Here is a 17,626-nt window from a genome sequence, read left to right on the forward strand (position 1 = left end):
ACCGACGCCACGGCTTCACCCTCCACGTCGATCTTCACGTCACTCATTACGGTTCCTCCTATTCAGGAGTTACACCGAAAATCGTACAGACCCGACTGGGTGGCCCAAGAACTGAACGATCGACCACGTAAAAGATTGGAGTTCAGAAAACCGATCGAACTGATCGGAAGACTCCTGTTTCAATGACCGCTTGAATCCGCCGATGGTTGAGTGCGACAGTCCAGCCAGTCATTGGCTTCTTGAGATTGGAGAGTGATCAATCGGCCAGCTCGGATGACCCATGCTTAGGCAAAAGCTGAGAATTCCGTTGTGTCTGAATGGCTGGATGACAACTTGGGGAGCTAGTGAGCCAATACCGAAACTTCGACAGGGTGACGAGGTGGCGGTCTTGTCGCCGTCATTCGCCGCCACGGGCTTTGCGCCCGCAGTGCATGAGCAGGCTACGGCCCGACTTGTTTCGGTTACAGGGCTCATACAGTTTAGTGAACTTCACGCTGAGCCGGAGTCGGGTTGTGCATTGACATGCGGGGCAGCGCTAGCTAGGTTGTGATATTGGTAAAGTTTTTCCACCTTACGAGAACTTTAGGGGCGCACACTATGCCGAATTATTTGGAGATCAACGGCCTCAGCGTCGCCGAAGAGCTTTACACCTTCGTCCGGGATGAGGCTCTGCCTGAAACGGGGATCGACGAGAAAGCTTTCTGGACTGGGGCGGCCGCAGTCATCACTGAGTTCTCGCCCCGGGTGGGGGAACTTCTGAGCACCCGAGACCGAATGCAGGAGCAAATCGACGAGTATCACCGTTCGCGAGGCACGGAACCCGTGCAGAAGGAAGCCTACGAGGCATTCCTCCGCTCGATCGGCTACCTGGTTGATGAGCCCGGAGACTTTGCCATTACGACCGACCGGGTGGACCCAGAGATCGCAACCGTGTCCGGGCCTCAATTGGTAGTCCCGCTGCTGAATGCGCGGTTCGCTGCCAACGCGGCAAACGCTCGATGGGGCTCGCTCTATGACGCGCTCTACGGCACGGACGCGGTTGACAACGGCGATGGCCGCGAACAGACAGGTACCTACAACCCGGTCCGCGGCGCCGCCGTCGTGGCACGTGGGCGGCAGTTCCTGGATGAATACCTCAGCCTGGCAGGCGGATCCCACGCGGACGTCAACGCCTACCGAATTGCAGACGGCGCTCTCGTTGGGGAGACGCAGGACGGTTCGATGGGGCTCGCCGACCCAACGCAGCTGGTGGGCTATCAAGGAAGCGCGGACGCGCCCGAATCAATATTGCTCGTACACCATGGACTTCACGTCGAAATCCTGATCGACCGCACCCACGCCATTGGTTCTGGAGATCCTGCTGGGGTGAAGGACTTGGTGTTGGAGTCCGCGGTCACAACTATCATGGACCTCGAAGACTCCGTAGCAGCGGTCGACGCCGGGGATAAGGTCTTGGGCTACCGCAATTGGCTGCAATTGATGCAGGGCACCCTGACCGCCGAGATCGCGCAAAAGGGAGGTACCCATACGCGGCGACTCAACCCCGACCGCACCTACACAGCACCCGACGGCTCGGAGCTGACTCTGCCCGGACGCTCGCTGCTGCTCATCCGTCAGGTAGGCCACCTGATGACCAGTGATGCTGTCCTCGACCCTTCCGGAGCACCGGTCCCCGAGGAGATCCTTGACGCCCTCTTCACTGGACTTGGCTCCGTACACGATCTGCGGGGTCCACACGCCGAGCGCAACTCGCGGGCCGGATCGGTGTACATCGTCAAACCGAAGATGCACGGTCCCGGTGAAGTCGCAGTGGCCTGCGCACTGTTGGCGGCTGTAGAGCCGATCTTGGGCGTTGAACCATTTACCCTGAAAATCGGCATCATGGACGAAGAACGCCGCACTTCGACCAATCTGAAGGCCTGCATCTGGGAGGCACGGGACCGCGTAGCGTTTATCAACACCGGATTCCTTGATCGCACCGGCGACGAAATCCATACCTCGATGATCGCTGGCCCCATGGTCCGCAAAGCCGACATGCGTAACTCCAGCTGGATCGCGGCCTACGAGGACGCGAACGTTGATATTGGTCTGGAGTGCGGGTTCAGCGGTCGGGCGCAAATCGGTAAGGGCATGTGGGCAGCCCCTGACAATATGGGCGACATGCTCAGGCAAAAGGTTGCGCACCCGCTCGCTGGCGCGGACTGCGCCTGGGTCCCCTCCCCGACCGCCGCGACCCTGCACGTTATGCACTACCATCAAATCGACGTGGATGCCCGGCAGGCTGAACTAGCCGGGAAGCGCCGTTCGACCTTGCGCCAGCTGCTCACCATTCCGGTCGGTAACCCCTCTGACTGGAGCGCGGATGACCGACGTAACGAGCTGGATAACAACATTCAGAGCACCCTGGGATACGTGGTGCGCTGGGTGAACGACGGCGTCGGGTGCTCCAAAGTTCCCGACATCCACGGGACAGCATTAATGGAGGACCGCGCAACCTGCCGCATCAGTTCCCAGCACGTCTCGAACTGGGTACTGCACGGCGTCGTTACCGAGGAAGAGGTCGACGCTTCCCTGCGACGAATGGCTGTGGTCGTCGACGAGCAGAACGCCTCAGATCCCACCTACGCGCCGATGTCCCCGGCATTCGATACCGAGGCGTTTCTGGCAGCCCGCGAACTCGTTCTAGAGGGCGCCGCTCAACCATCCGGATACACCGAACCTATCCTGCACCGCCGCCGTGCCCTGCATAAGCAAGCCGACAATCGAACGAGGTCATCATGAGCCTGACACTGACAACCGCCCAATCCATTATCGCCGATGCCCTCGCGGCAGGTCAGCAGCAGAACTTCAAGCCGCTGACCGTAGTCGTGCTTGACGCTGGGGGGCACGTCATCGCTGCTGCGCGCCAGGATGGCGCCTCGAACAATCGCTTTGAGATCGCGCAAGGCAAGGCGTACGGAGCGTTGGCCCTCGGAATGGGTTCGCGGGCAATTATGGAGCGCGCCGAGCAACAGGCCTACTTCATTGCCGCAGCGACAGCCACTCTGGGTGGCCGACTCATCCCAGTGCCCGGTGGTGTCCTGGTCCGCGACAATGACGGCACCATCCAGGGAGCAGTCGGCATCAGTGGGGACAGCTCGGACAACGATGAAGCCGCGGCATCGACCGCAATCAAGGCTGCCGGCCTGACGGCACAAGTCGACTAAGACCACCGTTGCCGGGTTCTTAGTCACTCTCTGGGACCGTCAAGGCGCTCGAACGTCTTGACGGTCCTTTCGGCAGGATGACCTTCTTGTCCCCCACGCTTTCCAGGTCGACTGTCGTAAGCGGCCCTGGGCATAGCCGGTACCTTCAAATCGTCCGCGAGATCACCAGGATGATGATGGTCCCACGATCACAGACCCTGCCAGGCAGTCGTGCGCGCCGTCCCAGCCATCGTCGGAGTCGTCCTGCCACTGGCCCGACCAAGAATCCAAACCTGGCTCCTCGGCCTCGACCACGAGATTCGCCTCCGCCACTAAGCGACCCGACCCGCAGGTGACGCCGGCCCCTGACGGGCCCCGCCGCCTGTCCGATCCAAGGACCCTGAGCGTGACAGCCGACGGACTGGAGGTACTCCAGTCGAGAGCACGCGATCCGCACCCCACCTAGGTCTGGTGATCGCCCCCGGCGAAAACTTGAGTGGCGCGTTCATGCTCAAGGCCATGAGGAGATGGCTCTGGTCAGCGATGTGCCCCACATGCAATAATTCATCAAGTGAAGAATTAGGTAGGAAGGTGGAGAGTGCGATGAGTGTTTCAACGAGCGGATCGGTCCTGGTGGTAGGCGCTGGTCCCGTCGGGCTGACACTGGCCCTCCTGCTCCACCAACGCGGCGTCGATGTCACGGTCATCGACCGCGACGCCGGACCCGTGGAACAGTCCCGGGCGATCTGGGTGCATTCGCGGACACTCGAGATCTGGGACACGATCGGCATGACAGCGTTGGTGGCCGCGGAAGGGCGCCCGGTGACCGGTATCCAATTGCGGACCAGTGGCGCCCTGCGAGCGATGTTGCCCTACGACGGCACCGGCGCCACCGCGCATCCACACGGAGTGATGCTCGAACAGTCGCGCACGCAGACCCTGTTACTCTCCCTGCTCGAGCGCGGACAAGCCCGCGTGCAGTGGAACACGACCCTGGAAGACCTGGCACAGGTCGGCGGGATGTGCCGAGTAACCCTCAGTGATGTGGACGGTCACCGCTCCACTCACGATGCAGCGTTCGTCGTCGGTGCCGACGGTGGGTCCTCCACTGTTCGGCGTCTGCTTGGGATCGAGCTGTTGGGTGGGACGTACGACAGTTCCTTCTTCCTCGCCGACATTGTGGCGCGCTCTGCTCTGGATCCCGACCGGGCGCAGCTGAATTTCCACGGACGCAGCACTGTCGCGGTCCTGCCGCTGCCGGGCGAAGGGCGTTACCGGCTCGTCGGGAACCTGCTCGACCAGTCGGATGAACACGCCGAGGCGGGATACGGTCGCGCCGTCGAGGAGGCTGAAGTCGAACATCTGGTTGCGGCCAACCACCTACCGGTGGCGATCGAGTCCATCGGCTGGACTACGACATACCGGAGCCACTACCGGGTGGCATCCACGTTCCGGATGGGCCGCGCTCTGCTCGTGGGAGACGCCGGCCATCTCCATAGCCCTGCAGGAGGCCTCGGCATGAACACCGGGGTCGCGGACGCAGCAAATCTGGCATGGAAGCTGGCCGATGTCCTGGGCGGGGCCCAGGATGAGCTCCTGGACACCTACGACCAGGAGCGGCGCTCCGTCGCGCATCAGGTCATAGCCACCAGCGACCGTCTTTTCGTCCTGCAGACCGATCCCCGACGCCGCTTCGCTTTCGCACGCCGGAATGTCCTGCCCGTGGTGGTCTCACTGCTGACCTGCACCCGCGCCGGCAGGAGCCTTCCCTTCCGGGCGCTGTCCGGCACTTCGGTCCGCTACCGCGTTCCCGGCCGGCAGCACCGCTATGGCCGATTGGCCACGGGAAGGCTTCTTCCGCTTACAGGCATTCCTGCCGTGGACGACGATCCCGCCCTCCACAGCGGCCGGCATCTGCTCCTGATCGCCGGCGGGGCGGACCGTGAGCAGCTCGCCTTGGTACAGGCTCTCGCCGGGGACCGAGGCTGGAGGGTTGTACGGGTGCAGGGCCCGGATGCTCGACGGCTCACTAGGCGACGGAAGGGTGCGCTCATCATCTGGATTCGGCCTGATCGCTATATCGGCTGGATCGGGTCCTCTGCCGATGACCTCGAAACCATGCTCAGAAGTGTGATCGGCAGTGCAAGCCCGACCCGTACGAGTACCAATGCCCGATAGTCGCTCCGATTACCCCGCCGCGCCCGCTTCGGGCCAGGATGCGAAAGCCCGGCCCCGGGGGCGGCGCGCGGGCGACCCCCAGGAAACCCAACGGGCCATTCTTGAGGCCGCACGCCTCGAGTTCGCCGCGTCGGGTTTCTCCGCGACGAGCGTCCGCGCTATCGCCCGTACGGCGGGCACCGACCCTGCCCTGATCACGCACTATTTCGGCTCGAAGCGCGAGCTTTTCCTCGCCGCCCACCAGATTCCCGCCGATCCGATGGAGCTGATCGGACCGGCAGGCGCCACCCCAGCCGAGCAACGTGGAGAAGCGCTGGCACGATCTTTCCTCGGCCGCTTCCTCGATCACCCCGGCGGCCTCGGAGTGTCGCTCATACGCGCCGCCGCAACCGACAGCGGGGCAGCCGAACTCCTGCGCAATCACCTGCAAAGCGCCCTCACCGACCATGCCTCGAAACTCATGCTCAACGCCGAGGACGCCCCAGCCCGCGCGGCCCTGATCAGCGCGATGCTCGTCGGTGTCATCTTCCACGTCCGCGTCCTGCAGATCGAACCTCTGGCAGGTGCAAGTTCCAGCGAGATCGCCCAACGGATCGGCCCAGCCATCCAAGCCATCCTCGAAAACGCGCTCCACCCCCCGACAGGCCAGTAAGGAACCCGCTACGCCACCGGTTCGCGGTTGCGGGGAAGCACCCGGCGTGGGTTGGCGAAAGGAACGTTGGCACCTCTTCAGCCGGCAGCAGTGGGCCGGCGTGGCGCTGAATAGGAAGCGGGTGCGCCGGCTCTGGCGCCTCGAGGGACTAACCTGCAAGCCCCGGACGCGGAAGAAGCGGCGGCCCCGGCCCGGGGCTGGTGAGCAGTTGTGCGTGGCAGTCTCACGCCACGAGTATGGGCAGCAAAACTGCCCTAGATCGACTGATCGCCGATGAAAACCTTCCCCAAAGTCATGTACCTTCGGCGCTACTCCCCCATGAAGTAGTAAGAAGGCCCAACCAGGGCTTCAGAAGAGAAAGGAGGCAAACCACCACAGGAAGACTGCAACCCACCCACCGAAACAGGCACACCCTGTTCACCACCTGAGCCGGTTTGTGCACAGTCAGAGGATAAAACAACCTCGGACTAGGGGAAACACTGTGCCCGAAGTGGGACTTGAACCGGCTTCACCCCCTTGCAAACACTTGCCTCCCCCGAAAACCTCCCCAAACCGGCCCAATCCGGCACCAATACGACCCAGTCTGACCCCCAAGGTGTGCACATTGTGCACACCCTCTTTTCTGCCCTGATCTTCGACCACGTTTGACGGCCCCGTTGACCTTGTCGAGCGAGCAACTCCATACCCCTTGACGGTCCGGCGAGACCCGTCATCGCTTCTTTCGAAAGCCCACGTGAATGCGCTGAATAGCGACCATCGTTACCACATTTCACCGGTCCTACGCACACCAACATCATGGAAGTCATCTCTCCTTTCTGAATATCTCATGGATATACGAGAAGGAAACTACGTGACCAAGTCACCAAGTTTCTGTGAAAGTTGCCTCGATCGGCACAGGGGGGAAGCCCGCTTGATCCAGACAAATCCACAACACCGAAATCAGAAATCAGCAGGGATCTGCGCCGAGGGCGTTTCGCTCTTTCCTCAAATGGTCTTTTTCAGAAGTCAGCGACATGCTGCGGCGCCACTGGTATGCCAGCCATACTGTTCCGACGACTGGCAGAAGGGGAAACGTCAGCCTGCCGTTAGCGGCGAGGAATACGAAGACAATCCACAGAATACCGGTGAGGACAGCTGTGGAAATGAGTGACTTGCGGGTCACCGGATTAGACGGCAGGACGATACCTTCGGCCCGAAGCTCACGAGTTTCAAGCACAGCCCCACGGATCAATGGACCGAACACAGCAACCAATCCAGCGGCCGCCGACAAAGTGCGCCAAGTTGCGGAGCGCTCACAGCATCAAGAGCGCCGCCCAGCAGGACCTCTACGACGGAGAACCACCACGGTCCGCCGCCACTGTCGGCAATCCTCCCGAAGCCATCAAGAAACACGGGCAGGCTACTTTCTGACGATGAAGCAGACGGTGAGTGATTGCTAGGCGGCGCTGAAGGCAACAGTAGGCGCAGTCCAGGGCGCGTGCTTCATGCCAGGTAAGTGCCTCTTGCTAGAGCTGCCGAGGGCGTCGGGACTACTGAAGATAATGTGTGGGATGCCATCGGGGCCATCGCTGCTCAATTTGATTGTCCGCGATACGAACATTGCTGCTGGTGCAGGTTCCGCATCATTCGCCAAAACAGCTTCGGTTCACCTTCGAGAATGCTCTCGGGGCTGCCGCGAACGTCGGCCTCGAGCAGTGAGGTGCTGCCGCTGCCCGAGACCTTGGCGTAGCAGTGCAGCATTCGACGACCCTGCCCGTTTCAAACGCAACAAGAACTCTGCGCCTAGGCGGCTGCTCCTGCCTAGAGTATTTCCCCGTTTCAGGGTTGCGTTGAGAAGCGGCGGTGGATGAGGACGCCAAGCATGGCGCAGGCTCCGATGATGCCGACCTCGGCCAGGGTTACCGGGCCGGTTTCATTCGTGCCGCCAACATTCACGCCGGTATCGACGCCGCCGACAGGCATTTGCGCTACTTGGGGCTCGGGGGCCGCGAGGTAAGGGGGAATGGGGTTCGTGGTGTAGGTCTGGGTGAAGTTGATGTAGCAGGGGTATCGGCCGTCAGGGAAAACGATGCTGCCGGGGTCCACTGCGCAGAGGTCTGACCCGTCGGCGGCGATCACCCCGCCCTGGACGATGGTGACGACATTCGGGTCGATTACGGTGGCCTGATCGAAGGGAACCAGTTCCGGCGGGTTCACGGGCGTAATGGCGCCGGGGATATTGCTCCCAAAACCGGCGAAGCACGGGTAGGTGCGGTCTGGGAAGGCAATGCTTGTTGGGTTCACCGCACAGAGGTTGGTGCCGTCGGCCGTGAGCAGGCCGCCGATTGCAAATGTTACTGAGTCGGGATCGATGATGGTTGCCTGATCGAAAGGTACCAGTTCCGGACCAGGGCTGGGGGTGGATTCAACGGCCAGCGCACTGGTGGCTCCGGTGAGTGCGATTCCGGATGCGACGGCGAGGCCGGCAAGGGCGGTGGTGATCTTCATAATGCTTTTTCCCCCAGGTGCTGGTGCCGTGTGGACAGCGTGTCTTCCGCCATCAAACCAGACGAACGTTCCAATGGCCACATCCAATCTGTCCGTCGGTGGATCAATTCCCGACGCCGCAACAATTTGTCGGGCAAAGGGTCTCAGGGACACCCAATGGTGATTGGTAATACCCATTCTCGTGGTGGCCCTAGGAGCGGACGGGACTGCCCCGAGTTTGCTTGACTCCCATTGTTCCCCCAATTGCGGGCGGCTACGTGCCAGCGAGTCTAGTCGTCCGGGACATCAAACTGACCACCCATGAACTCTTGTATTCAAACAGTGATACTCCGTCGGAGCGCCTGTAAGCCGGTCCCTATTCGGGCGTGGTTTAAGGCGATCAGCCGGGGACGGTTGTCATCTTGAACGGAACGTTTGTGCGGACGACCTATCGGGAATCACTAATGGTCCGCGCTGACTCCTCGACGGCGCTTGCATTTCAAGTGAAGAACCAGCCCTCGAGCAACCAGCGCTATCCCAAGGGCAAGCATTAGATAGGGGCTCCACCGCTGGAAGTCTTCAACGGCTCCGACTACGCCTACACCGCACCAAGCCAGTCCGAAAGCCAAGAACAAGATCGATTGGGCATGCGTCCTATTTGGATCAGATCCGTTTCCAGTGCTCCCCATCACCCCACACTACAAATATTTGTACCCAGTGACCACCGAGCCCTACATCGATACTTCCAGGAGAAAGATGTCGGACCGTGATTATCAATGCCAATCGGATTGCCCGTTCCTACTGCCCGCAAGCCGGTCTGGTTGGGTCCCCGTGTAGGAGTCCAGTGACTGTGTGAGTTTCGCATCCGACAATGGGTGCAGGAGGAAATTCACTTTTAGGGACTGCTGAAGGTTCAGTTGACGCCTTCGATCGCTTCGGCGAGACGCCGATAACGTTCTACTACGTCAGCCGGTCTGCCGTGGAATATGGCTGGTTGCGAGGCAGGCCGCAGCAGGAGCAGCCGGATTCCCCGGTGGTTTCGGGGATCTTGGAGGACTCGTCCGCCTCAGGGTGGCCTAGGGGGTTCGCGCAACAAGCGTCGCCTTTCCACGCTTCTCGACCTTCCTTGATTGCCCAAACGGCGATCACTAGTGCGGCCATCGGGTCAGCCCACGACCAGCCGAGAAGGCTGTTCAGTAAAAGCCCTGCCAGCAGCACCCCGGAGAGGTAGGAACACAGCAGGGTCTGCTTGGAATCCGCGACAGCTGACTTCGACCCCAACTCGCGGCCGGCACGGCGTTGGAGATAGGACAGTAGCGGCATGATTGTCAGGCTGATTGCGGCGAGCACGATACCAACGCTTGAGTGGTCGGCCTCGGAACCAGAGACCAGGGCCCGGATAGCGTCGAATCCGACGAAGAGGGCCAACCCGAAGAAGGAGAGCGCTATGAAACGGAGGGCTGTTCTCTCACGCGTTTCGGGGTCCTTAGCGGAGAACTGCCAGGCTACGGCGGCGGCTGACGTCACCTCAATGATCGAATCAAGCCCAAAGGCAATCAGAGCGCTGGAGGACGCCACTGTTCCGGCGGTGATCGCTACCACTGCTTCAATCACGTTGTAGGTGATTGTCGCCGCGACGAAGAGACGGATGCGACGTGAAAGTGTCATCCGGCGGGCCGAGTCGGGACGGGCAACAGCAACGGGTTTCACCACACTCATCAGCAACACCCCTCGGACCCACTGTTGGCGCAGTGTTCCAGATCGGTAGCCAACACCACCGCCAGCAATTCAGTCAGCGCGCTGCGCAGTTTCGGATCAGCGAGTTCGTATCGGCTCCGACGCCCTTCCGGAACGGCCACCACCAATCCACACCCCCGCAAACAAGCCAAATGGTTGGACAGGCCCTGACGGCTCACTCCCAAGACATCCGCAAGGTTGCTCGGGTAAGCCGGAGCATCCCGCAGCTCCAGCAGAATCCTGCACCGGGTCGGATCCGAAAGAGCATGCCCAAACCTGGACAGCACCGATGAATGGGTCAAAGTCTCCATCCATCCATAGCACAGCGATCTCTGAATTCACAGGATCCTGTAGCCATTCAGTTTTCTTGGATTCAGCTCATGATCAATCCGGGCAGGCACCATTTTGGCTTGCTTTGTGGACAGGGCTGGTTTCGTCAAACCCCCGCGGCGTTAGAAAACCTGCCTAGGGGCAGAGAAACCAACTTCCACTCGACACCAGTAACACCCTGATATGTCCCCGTTTTGCTGAGTTCCTTTAGTTCAATGCCGGGTTAACTTTCCCACTCCTGGGTCATTAGGATCAGAGCATGGCCTCCCTAAAGACTCGACCGACGGACCAGGATGTCACTGCTTTCCTTGATGCTGTGGAGCATCCTCGTCGGAGGGAGGAAGGTCATGTGCTGCGTGCGCTGATGGAACGTGTAACCGAGCAGCCTGCGGTGATGTGGGGGTCGACCATGGTTGGCTTCGGTTCATCCCCGTACACGAACACCCTTGGGACGCATGAGTGGTTCAATGTCGGATTCTCACCCCGCAAATCGGCTCTAACGATCTACGGCATCCACAACGGCTATGAGACAGACAACCCCCTACTTACGGAGCTCGGCCAGCACACAGCCGGCAAGGGATGCGGCTACGTAAAACGGCTCAACGACATTGACATCAAGGTCCTTCAGCGTCTCATCAGTGACGCGTGGAAAGCGTCGAACACCTGATGATCACATCGGGCTTGGACTGAACCCAGCGGTAGTCCGGGCTTCCTCACTTGTAGCGGTGGATTCGGCGATCTGCTTGATCGCGGTGAGCGTTTTCGGGATTCCGTCGAGCGCCTGCCGGGTGCGGTCGTTGATCTGAGCGGACGCCGTGTCACCGTACTTCTCCTCAAACATGGCGATCCCGGCGGGCAGGAATTCCCAAGTCTCGGTCAGCGTCGTCCCGGCAGTCGTGGGGGTTAGGAGGTAACCCCAGCGGACAAAGCTGCCACCAACTGCCCAAGCGAACTCGCGACCCCGATCGGCGGCCACTACCTGTGACCGGGTCTCCCAGGACCGGTCAGGGAGCTCATTGCGCCCGGTGAACCAGGCGCCGACCTCGCCGGCGATGTCCTCGTCGTCCCACCAGCACGAGGTACAGACCGGACTCCACTGGCCCGTACGGGTGATGTCGGAGACCAAGTCGTAGAGCACGTCCACGGACGCCTGAACCGTGACAGATTCCCGGTGATGGCAAATGTTTGTCTGACTCACGGTTTCCATCCTCACAGACCGATCACTTCTTCTGCCGCCGGCTGCCGCCATGCCAGTCCTCCTGCTGACCGACGGTGTCGGTGTCGACTCCGAGGGCAGCAAGCTGCGGCTGCTCGCGCAGGCTTCTCTTAAGCTCCGCGAAACCAGGGAAACGCGCCAGCCCGACCACATGGTCCCACAGCTCGGCGGCCGAATCTTCATCGGGCAGCCGGCTGATCACCGGCCCGAAGAATGCCACCCCAGCCGGCGGCTCGAAGTGGATGATCGGCGTGCCTACGTCCTTCCCCGTCAGTGCAAGTGCCTCATCCGTCTCCTGCCGGATCTCAGCGTCCCAGGTCTCGTCGTCAAGAGCCTGCGCCAGTGACAAGGGCAGACCGGCCTCGACAAGGATCGGCTTTACGAACTCCTGCGTCCCACGTCCTTCACGGACCTCACCCTCGGAGCGCTGACTCAGCCGGTCAGGGGCAACATCGAAAATGCGCGCACCCATCGCAGCATACAAAGCAGCCATGGACTCTCGGCCGTGTTCTGCTCGTGCCCGGGCTGCTACCCGCAGAAGCCGGAGCCCCGCCGTGTGCCCGGCTTCATACTCAGGCGGAAAATGCGCGTCATAGTCAACCTCGGAGTTGATCAGACGCAACGAAATGAACCGCCAGTCCACGGTGTAGTCGCGCTGCGCCTGCACCTGCCGCACCCACTTGCTCGTCATCCAGGCGAAAGGGCAGACCGGGTCGAAATAAAAATTGATGTCCGCTTTCATACGTCCACGTTTACACCGGTTGGTAACCCACGTCTAATCGGGCTCATCGCATTTGAGGGTGTGGTCGGGGTCTGAATCCGCCGGATTCGAGTAGTGATCTGGCGATGTAGTTGGTGAGATTGCGGAAGCCGAGGGCGGAGCCGCGGAGGTGGTCGAGCCCTCCGTTGATCGCTTCGGTGGGTCCGTTGGACGTGCCGGGGCAGTCGAAGTAGGCAAGGATTTCGGGGGCGTTTGAAGGTCCGTCCGAGACTGATGGCCTCGGTCAGTACGCTGAGAACGCCGTGGCTGATTACTTCGATCAGCTTGTTCATCAGCTCTCTGCCGACGGAACGGTGCGGTTGGGACTGCTGAAGGTTCCCTTGACGCTCTCCCTTGTTACCAATCGCGCCGATAGACCTGATACGTCACGAATCAGGAATGCAGGTCAAGAACGGGCCCCACTGAGGCTGACGCCGGGTTTTGTTGGGTGTTATCCCCAGAAAATAGGGTCCCCGCTTTCGTCCACATGATCGAGCAGTACTTGAAGGCTGGGACTCGGAGCAAGAAATTGGTACCGATGGAATTTCAGATTCCGGTCGCGCCAGTACAAGGTCCACAGCCCTGTCTTCTTCATGAAATACATCCGAGCTATCGGGAAGCGTGACCACTGCGTTTGCTCATCCCCATCCCACGGGGGACGGCATTCGACAATGGTGATGTGACGGGCAGCGACGTCGCACTCCACCCGCATCTCAGTCCTGAATCTGGCCGGCACCCGTCCGGCACACCAACGGCGCGCACGAGCAACCTCGAGCTCAGGCAATCCAGAAGAAACCATAGTCTCGATAGTCCCAGAAGCTCACCGGCCGAGAAACTCCGGAAGACTTGGGAGGCCGTCAAAAAACCGTGGCCGCAAAAAAACCGCAGATGGCCCTTCACCACGGTCGCTGGATGGCTCAGCTTGATTATGCAGGTCTTGACCGGTTGTTCCGGTGCTGCCAGCTACTTCCGGGACGCCAGTATTCGCCAGGCTTTGATGGGTAACCCATCCACCCGAATGTGGGTGACGAATATCACGTGGCAGAGGTTTCATGGCAACGGCGTATCAAGTCGACTGATCGCCCGGTAGTTGTCACCCCAATCGCCTCGCCGGAGGGCCTCATCATGATCAATAAGCACAAAGTTCTCAGCGTCACATTCACCGCAGCCCTGATCGCAGGAGCTGGCCTCGGATCCACCGGGGTAGCCATGGCCGCCCCTGGCCCGGTATCCCAAGCAGTACCAGCCATGACCACCGGAGCAATGTCCATCAGCATCGATGACTTCGTATTTACAGGACCCGGCACCGTCAACCCCGGCGGCGAAATCACCGTCACCAACAACGACACCGAAGCCCACACCGTGACCGCTGATGATGGCTCCTTCGATGTCACCATCCCCGGCGGAGCAAGCGCTACCTTCACCGCCCCAGACGCAGCAGGAAGCTACGGATTCTTCTGCAAATTCCACGGCAACATGCGCGGCACCCTCACCGTCGGCGCTGAAGCCATGGCACCAGCCCCCACAACATCGCCAACCGCCGCTCCAGCTCCGGAGATTGCGGAATCAGGTAATGCAGGAAACACCGGGATGGACCAGATGGGCGAGGTACCTAAGGGCGGCGCCGACACCGGTGTCGTCACCCAAAACCCAAGCGAGGCACCACTGCTACTCGCCCTCGGAGGTGGGCTGGTCCTGGCCGCAGCAGCCGGTGGAACCTACGCCGTCCGCCGCCGGACCACCAACAACTGAACCCTTCTACCTGAACTGATCGGGGGCTGACTCCTTCCCCGATTAGTTCACCCAAACGGCCGCCGCGGAAGCCCCCCAGCTCCCGCGGCGGTCGTCTGCCCGAAGCACACCACTCACGAGCACTCCCTGAGGAGAAGACAGCCCGTCCCCACATACTGGACGCAGCCTTGAGGTTTTCCGTCTGTAGGCGAACGCAGACCCGATCTTTCAGTATTTGGTCGTTTCGCTGTGCTGCCATCCGGGTTTGCGGGCTACCCACACACCATGGGGTATCTTTTATCGCAGAGGGCGGCCTCGGTTACCGTTCCCCCCTAAGTGTTCACTTAAAGTCCCGTCTGACCGCACGGCGAGCTACCGCAAGGGGAACCGTCATGAACAGACACAGCGGATACGTCAACATCACCGGACCTTAAACGCTGGTACCGCTACCGTGACCCCAACAACGGATAGCCAAACTCTTGCTGACCTTCTCCGCCTTGCGGGCCAGGGAGACCAGGACGCGTTCACCACCTTCTACCACCTCACTTCGCGCCGGGTCTATAGTCTTGCCCGCCGGGTCATCGTCGACGCTGAAATAGCCCACGACGCTACGCAGGAAATCTTTGTGATCGTCTGGCAGGACGCCCACAAATATGACCCCACCCTTGGCACTCCCCTGGCATGGCTGCTGACCATCACCCACCGCAAAGCCGTGGATAAAGTCCGCTCAGAACAAGCCACCATCAACCGACAAACACGCTGGGGTATCGCAAACCACACCCCGGACTACGACGTCGTAGCCGAAACCGTCACCACCAGGGCCGAAACCCAATCCGTGATCACCTGCCTGAAGAGCCTCTCCCCCATCCAGCAAGAAGCAATCAGTCTCGCTTACTACAACGGGCTGACCTACCGTGAAGTCGCCGAATACTTATCCATTCCCTTACCGACTATCAAAACCAGAATCCGAGAAGGACTCAAAAACCTCCGGGCCTGCCTCGAGAATGGCGAACCCACATGAAAGCCTTCAAGCTTTCCCCTGCTGAAAACATCGAACGAACCCATCTCGTGGGCGATCCGGCCCAGCGCCTCGCCGATCAAGAAGCAACCCGCCGCCACCTGGCCCACACCGTCCTGACCTTCCTGGAAACTTGCATCAACGCCGAGTCAATCTGCGATCCATCAACACCCCTATCCCCTCACACGCAGCGGATACTCAGCGCAGCCATACGCGACCTCGAGGACATAGACGATCATTTCGCCCAGAGCCGAGCCATAACCGACAACAAGCTCCCCGGGACTGCCCCGGGTTTGGTTGACTCCTGACTTGTGAGGATTTACTCCTTGCAGCAAGGATGTTCACATGCCCAAGCCTTTCCACGCCGAGTTCCGACGCGACGTCGTCGCCGTGGCTCGCAAGCACGAAGCCCCGATCTCGCAAATCGCCAAGGACTTTGGAATTTCTGAAGCCACTTTGCATAACTGGCTCAAGAAAGCCGACATTGAAGATGGCGCCCGTCCCGGCGTCACCGAAAAGGAAGCCGCCGAACTCCGAGAAGCAAGGAAGAGGATCCGGCTGCTGGAACAGGAGAACGAGATTCTGCGCCGGGCGGCGGCGTTCTTCGCTAGGGAGTTGCCCCCAAAATGAGGTTTCCGCTGGTCCTTGACCTTGCCGTAGATGGAGTTCCCGTCGCGGTGGCCTGCCGGGTGCTGGGTTTTTCCAAACAAGCCTTCTACGCATGGAAGGCAGCTCCGGTGACGGACCGTGATTGGTTCGATGCGCACCTGATCAACGCTGCCTTGGACGTCCACCGTGACGACCCCGCATTCGGGTACCGGTTCATCGCCGACGAACTCCAAGCCCAGGGCTTCACCTCCGGCGAGAACCGGGTCGCTCGGCTGTGTAGCAGCCAACAGATCTGGTCCGTATTCGCCAAGAAACGCGGACTGACCCGCAAGGCCGGTCCACCAGTCCACGATGATCACGTCCAACGGAACTTCACCGCCGCGGCCCTAGATCAGCTGTGGTTAACCGATATAACGGAACACCGCACCGATGAGGGCAAGCTCTATCTCTGCGCCATCAAGGACGTCTATTCGAACCGGATCGTGGGCTACTCCATCGATTCCGGGATGAAAGCATCCCTAGCCGTCTCCGCTCTTCACAACGCTGTGGCACTCAGGGAGCCGACAGGAACCGTGGTGCACAGCGACCGCGGATCCTAATTCCGTTCCAACGCCTTTGTGCGGACGCTGAAGGGCAACGGGCTGAAAGGGTCGATGGGTCGGGTCGGCGCGTGCGCCGATAACGCCGCTATGGAATCGTTATTCCCGCTCCTGCAAAAGAACGTGCTGGACAGTCAGCGGTGGTCCACCCGAGCTGAGCTGCGTTTGGCCATCGTGACGTGGATCGAGAAGACCTACCACCGAAAACGCCGTCAACGCAGGCTAGGAAAACTCACTCCCGTCGAGTTTGAGATACTAAATACCGGCCTCAAAGCCGCCTGACAACACCAAAACCCGAGAGTCAACCAAATCGGGGGCAGTCCCCTTCGCCGCCTACACTCACGATGGATGGTGGTACTAGGACCCTTGAATTGCCGCTTCACCTAAGAGGCTCTGCCCAACGAATTGGCTTTGGCAAAAAGTTTCACAGAAGTCATGTACCTTCACCAACACTCCCCCATGAAGTAGTAAGAAAGCCCACCAAGGGCTTCAGAAAAGAAAGCAGGCGGACCGCCACAGGAAGACTGCAACCCACCCACCGAAACAGGCACAACCTGTTCACCATCTGAGCCGGTTTGTGCACAGTCAGAGAGCGAAACAGCCTCTGACAAGGGGAAACGTGTGCCCGAAGTGGGACTTGAACCGGCTTTACCCCCTTGCAAACACTGGCCTTCCCCGAAAACCTCCGCAAACCGGCCCAGTCCGGCCCCAATCCGCCCCAGTCCGACACCCAGGGTGTGCACATTGTGCACACCCCCTTTTTTTGCCCTCCTCGGGCCCGCATTTGATGGCCGTGTGTGCGCTTGCCGAGCGAGCAAATCCATACCCCGTGACGGTCCGACGAGACCCGTCATCGCTTCTTTCGAAAGCCCACGTGAATGACCTGAATAGCCACCGTTAGGACCGCGTTCAAGGCGTCCAATATAGAGCAACATCCTGGGAGTCACCTCTCCTTTCCAAACATTTCATGGATATCCGAGAAGGAAACGACGTGATTACGTGCTTCCCTAAACCTCGGTGACAGCTCGGTCGAGCACCACAGCGCGGGGCTCGGGTCTGTACGATTTTCGGTGTAACTCCTGAATAGGAGGAACCGTAATGAGTGACGTGAAGATCGACGTGGAGGGTGAAGCCGTGGCGTCGGT

15 protein-coding genes and 3 pseudogenes are annotated in these 17,626 nt (G+C 60.4%); 10 read left to right on the forward strand and 8 right to left on the reverse strand.

Annotated elements, in window-relative coordinates:
- Positions 1-597: 597 nt before the first annotated feature.
- From IWX64_RS15540 to IWX64_RS17150, 5 genes and pseudogenes are all read left to right on the forward strand, one after another.
- Positions 598-2,781 carry a malate synthase G gene (locus IWX64_RS15540; protein ID WP_196868039.1) on the forward strand — a complete coding sequence of 728 codons (2,184 nt, stop codon included), beginning with the start codon at positions 598-600 and terminating at the stop codon, positions 2,779-2,781.
- A complete protein-coding gene (locus IWX64_RS15545) occupies positions 2,778-3,206 on the forward strand; it encodes a GlcG/HbpS family heme-binding protein (protein WP_196868040.1) in 429 nt (142 codons plus the stop codon). The genes IWX64_RS15540 and IWX64_RS15545 overlap by 4 nt, the downstream gene beginning before the upstream one ends.
- Positions 3,207-3,788: 582 nt before the next feature.
- A complete protein-coding gene (locus IWX64_RS15550) occupies positions 3,789-5,363 on the forward strand; it encodes an FAD-dependent oxidoreductase (RefSeq protein WP_196868041.1) in 1,575 nt (524 codons plus the stop codon).
- Positions 5,353-6,015: a TetR/AcrR family transcriptional regulator gene (locus IWX64_RS15555; protein WP_196868042.1), complete on the forward strand. Its 663-nt coding sequence runs from the start codon at positions 5,353-5,355 to the stop codon at positions 6,013-6,015. The genes IWX64_RS15550 and IWX64_RS15555 overlap by 11 nt, the downstream gene beginning before the upstream one ends.
- Positions 6,016-6,038: 23 nt before the next feature.
- Positions 6,039-6,223 (forward strand): annotated as a pseudogene (locus tag IWX64_RS17150) (IS3 family transposase); the annotation flags it as partial.
- Positions 6,224-6,961: 738 nt separating this feature from the next.
- On the opposite strand, the gene IWX64_RS15560 reads toward IWX64_RS17150, so the two are convergent.
- The 4 genes from IWX64_RS15560 to IWX64_RS15575 all read right to left on the reverse strand — a co-directional run bounded on the left by IWX64_RS15560 (position 6,962) and on the right by IWX64_RS15575 (position 10,529).
- Positions 6,962-7,231, reverse strand: a complete 270-nt coding sequence (locus IWX64_RS15560; protein ID WP_196868043.1) for a hypothetical protein — start codon at positions 7,229-7,231, stop codon at positions 6,962-6,964.
- A 602-nt stretch (positions 7,232-7,833) separates the two neighbouring features.
- Complete coding sequence (locus IWX64_RS15565) at positions 7,834-8,502, reverse strand: hypothetical protein (protein ID WP_196868044.1); 669 nt, start codon at positions 8,500-8,502, stop codon at positions 7,834-7,836.
- A 939-nt stretch (positions 8,503-9,441) separates the two neighbouring features.
- Positions 9,442-10,200 carry a cation transporter gene (locus IWX64_RS15570; RefSeq protein ID WP_196868045.1) on the reverse strand — a complete coding sequence of 253 codons (759 nt, stop codon included), beginning with the start codon at positions 10,198-10,200 and terminating at the stop codon, positions 9,442-9,444.
- Complete coding sequence (locus IWX64_RS15575; protein WP_196868046.1) at positions 10,200-10,529, reverse strand: ArsR/SmtB family transcription factor; 330 nt, start codon at positions 10,527-10,529, stop codon at positions 10,200-10,202. The genes IWX64_RS15570 and IWX64_RS15575 overlap by 1 nt, the downstream gene beginning before the upstream one ends.
- Positions 10,530-10,807: 278 nt before the next feature.
- On the opposite strand from IWX64_RS15575, the gene IWX64_RS15580 reads away from it, so the two are divergent.
- Positions 10,808-11,215: a DUF1801 domain-containing protein gene (locus IWX64_RS15580; RefSeq protein WP_196868047.1), complete on the forward strand. Its 408-nt coding sequence runs from the start codon at positions 10,808-10,810 to the stop codon at positions 11,213-11,215.
- Positions 11,216-11,218: 3 nt separating this feature from the next.
- On the opposite strand, the gene IWX64_RS15585 is transcribed toward IWX64_RS15580, so the two are convergent.
- The 4 genes and pseudogenes from IWX64_RS15585 to IWX64_RS15600 all read right to left on the reverse strand — a co-directional run bounded on the left by IWX64_RS15585 (position 11,219) and on the right by IWX64_RS15600 (position 13,323).
- Positions 11,219-11,746, reverse strand: a complete 528-nt coding sequence (locus IWX64_RS15585; protein ID WP_196868048.1) for an SRPBCC family protein — start codon at positions 11,744-11,746, stop codon at positions 11,219-11,221.
- 22 nt (positions 11,747-11,768) lie between these two features.
- Positions 11,769-12,506 carry a mycothiol-dependent nitroreductase Rv2466c family protein gene (locus tag IWX64_RS15590; protein ID WP_196868049.1) on the reverse strand — a complete coding sequence of 246 codons (738 nt, stop codon included), beginning with the start codon at positions 12,504-12,506 and terminating at the stop codon, positions 11,769-11,771.
- Positions 12,507-12,549: 43 nt separating this feature from the next.
- Positions 12,550-12,844: pseudogene (locus tag IWX64_RS15595) on the reverse strand (transposase); the annotation flags it as partial.
- Positions 12,845-12,975: 131 nt separating this feature from the next.
- Positions 12,976-13,323, reverse strand: coding sequence for a DUF3024 domain-containing protein (locus tag IWX64_RS15600; RefSeq protein WP_196868050.1), 348 nt, complete (start codon positions 13,321-13,323; stop codon positions 12,976-12,978).
- 326 nt (positions 13,324-13,649) lie between these two features.
- On the opposite strand from IWX64_RS15600, the gene IWX64_RS15605 reads away from it, so the two are divergent.
- From IWX64_RS15605 to IWX64_RS15620, 4 genes and pseudogenes are all read left to right on the forward strand, one after another.
- Positions 13,650-14,276 (forward strand): cupredoxin domain-containing protein, encoded by a 627-nt coding sequence (locus IWX64_RS15605; RefSeq protein WP_196868051.1) that lies wholly within the window; start codon positions 13,650-13,652, stop codon positions 14,274-14,276.
- Positions 14,277-14,706: 430 nt separating this feature from the next.
- Positions 14,707-15,276, forward strand: a complete 570-nt coding sequence (gene sigK, locus IWX64_RS15610; RefSeq protein WP_334683353.1) for an ECF RNA polymerase sigma factor SigK — start codon at positions 14,707-14,709, stop codon at positions 15,274-15,276.
- Entirely contained in the window at positions 15,273-15,581 is a 309-nt protein-coding gene (locus tag IWX64_RS15615; RefSeq protein WP_196868052.1) for a hypothetical protein, read from the forward strand. Before sigK ends, IWX64_RS15615 begins: the two co-directional genes overlap by 4 nt.
- 37 nt (positions 15,582-15,618) lie before the next feature.
- A pseudogene (locus IWX64_RS15620) lies at positions 15,619-16,763 on the forward strand (IS3 family transposase).
- Positions 16,764-17,626: the final 863 nt, after the last annotated feature.

This window comes from Arthrobacter sp. CAN_A212, assembly GCF_015752345.1.
Taxonomy (GTDB): domain Bacteria; phylum Actinomycetota; class Actinomycetes; order Actinomycetales; family Micrococcaceae; genus Arthrobacter_D.

Excerpts from the sequence above, each read along its gene's own strand:
- IWX64_RS15545 (WP_196868040.1), top strand. The coding sequence starts at position 2,778 with ATGAGCCTGACACTGACAACCGCCCAATCCATTATCGCCGATGCCCTC.
- IWX64_RS15600 (WP_196868050.1), bottom strand. The coding sequence starts at position 13,323 with ATGGTTTCTTCTGGATTGCCTGAGCTCGAGGTTGCTCGTGCGCGCCGT.
- IWX64_RS15550 (WP_196868041.1), top strand. The coding sequence starts at position 3,789 with ATGAGTGTTTCAACGAGCGGATCGGTCCTGGTGGTAGGCGCTGGTCCC.
- IWX64_RS15555 (WP_196868042.1), top strand. The coding sequence starts at position 5,353 with ATGCCCGATAGTCGCTCCGATTACCCCGCCGCGCCCGCTTCGGGCCAG.
- IWX64_RS15575 (WP_196868046.1), bottom strand. The coding sequence starts at position 10,529 with ATGGAGACTTTGACCCATTCATCGGTGCTGTCCAGGTTTGGGCATGCT.
- IWX64_RS15590 (WP_196868049.1), bottom strand. The coding sequence starts at position 12,506 with ATGAAAGCGGACATCAATTTTTATTTCGACCCGGTCTGCCCTTTCGCC.
- IWX64_RS15580 (WP_196868047.1), top strand. The coding sequence starts at position 10,808 with ATGGCCTCCCTAAAGACTCGACCGACGGACCAGGATGTCACTGCTTTC.
- IWX64_RS15615 (WP_196868052.1), top strand. The coding sequence starts at position 15,273 with ATGAAAGCCTTCAAGCTTTCCCCTGCTGAAAACATCGAACGAACCCAT.
- IWX64_RS15540 (WP_196868039.1), top strand. The coding sequence starts at position 598 with ATGCCGAATTATTTGGAGATCAACGGCCTCAGCGTCGCCGAAGAGCTT.
- IWX64_RS15605 (WP_196868051.1), top strand. The coding sequence starts at position 13,650 with ATGATCAATAAGCACAAAGTTCTCAGCGTCACATTCACCGCAGCCCTG.
- IWX64_RS15565 (WP_196868044.1), bottom strand. The coding sequence starts at position 8,502 with ATGAAGATCACCACCGCCCTTGCCGGCCTCGCCGTCGCATCCGGAATC.
- IWX64_RS15570 (WP_196868045.1), bottom strand. The coding sequence starts at position 10,200 with ATGAGTGTGGTGAAACCCGTTGCTGTTGCCCGTCCCGACTCGGCCCGC.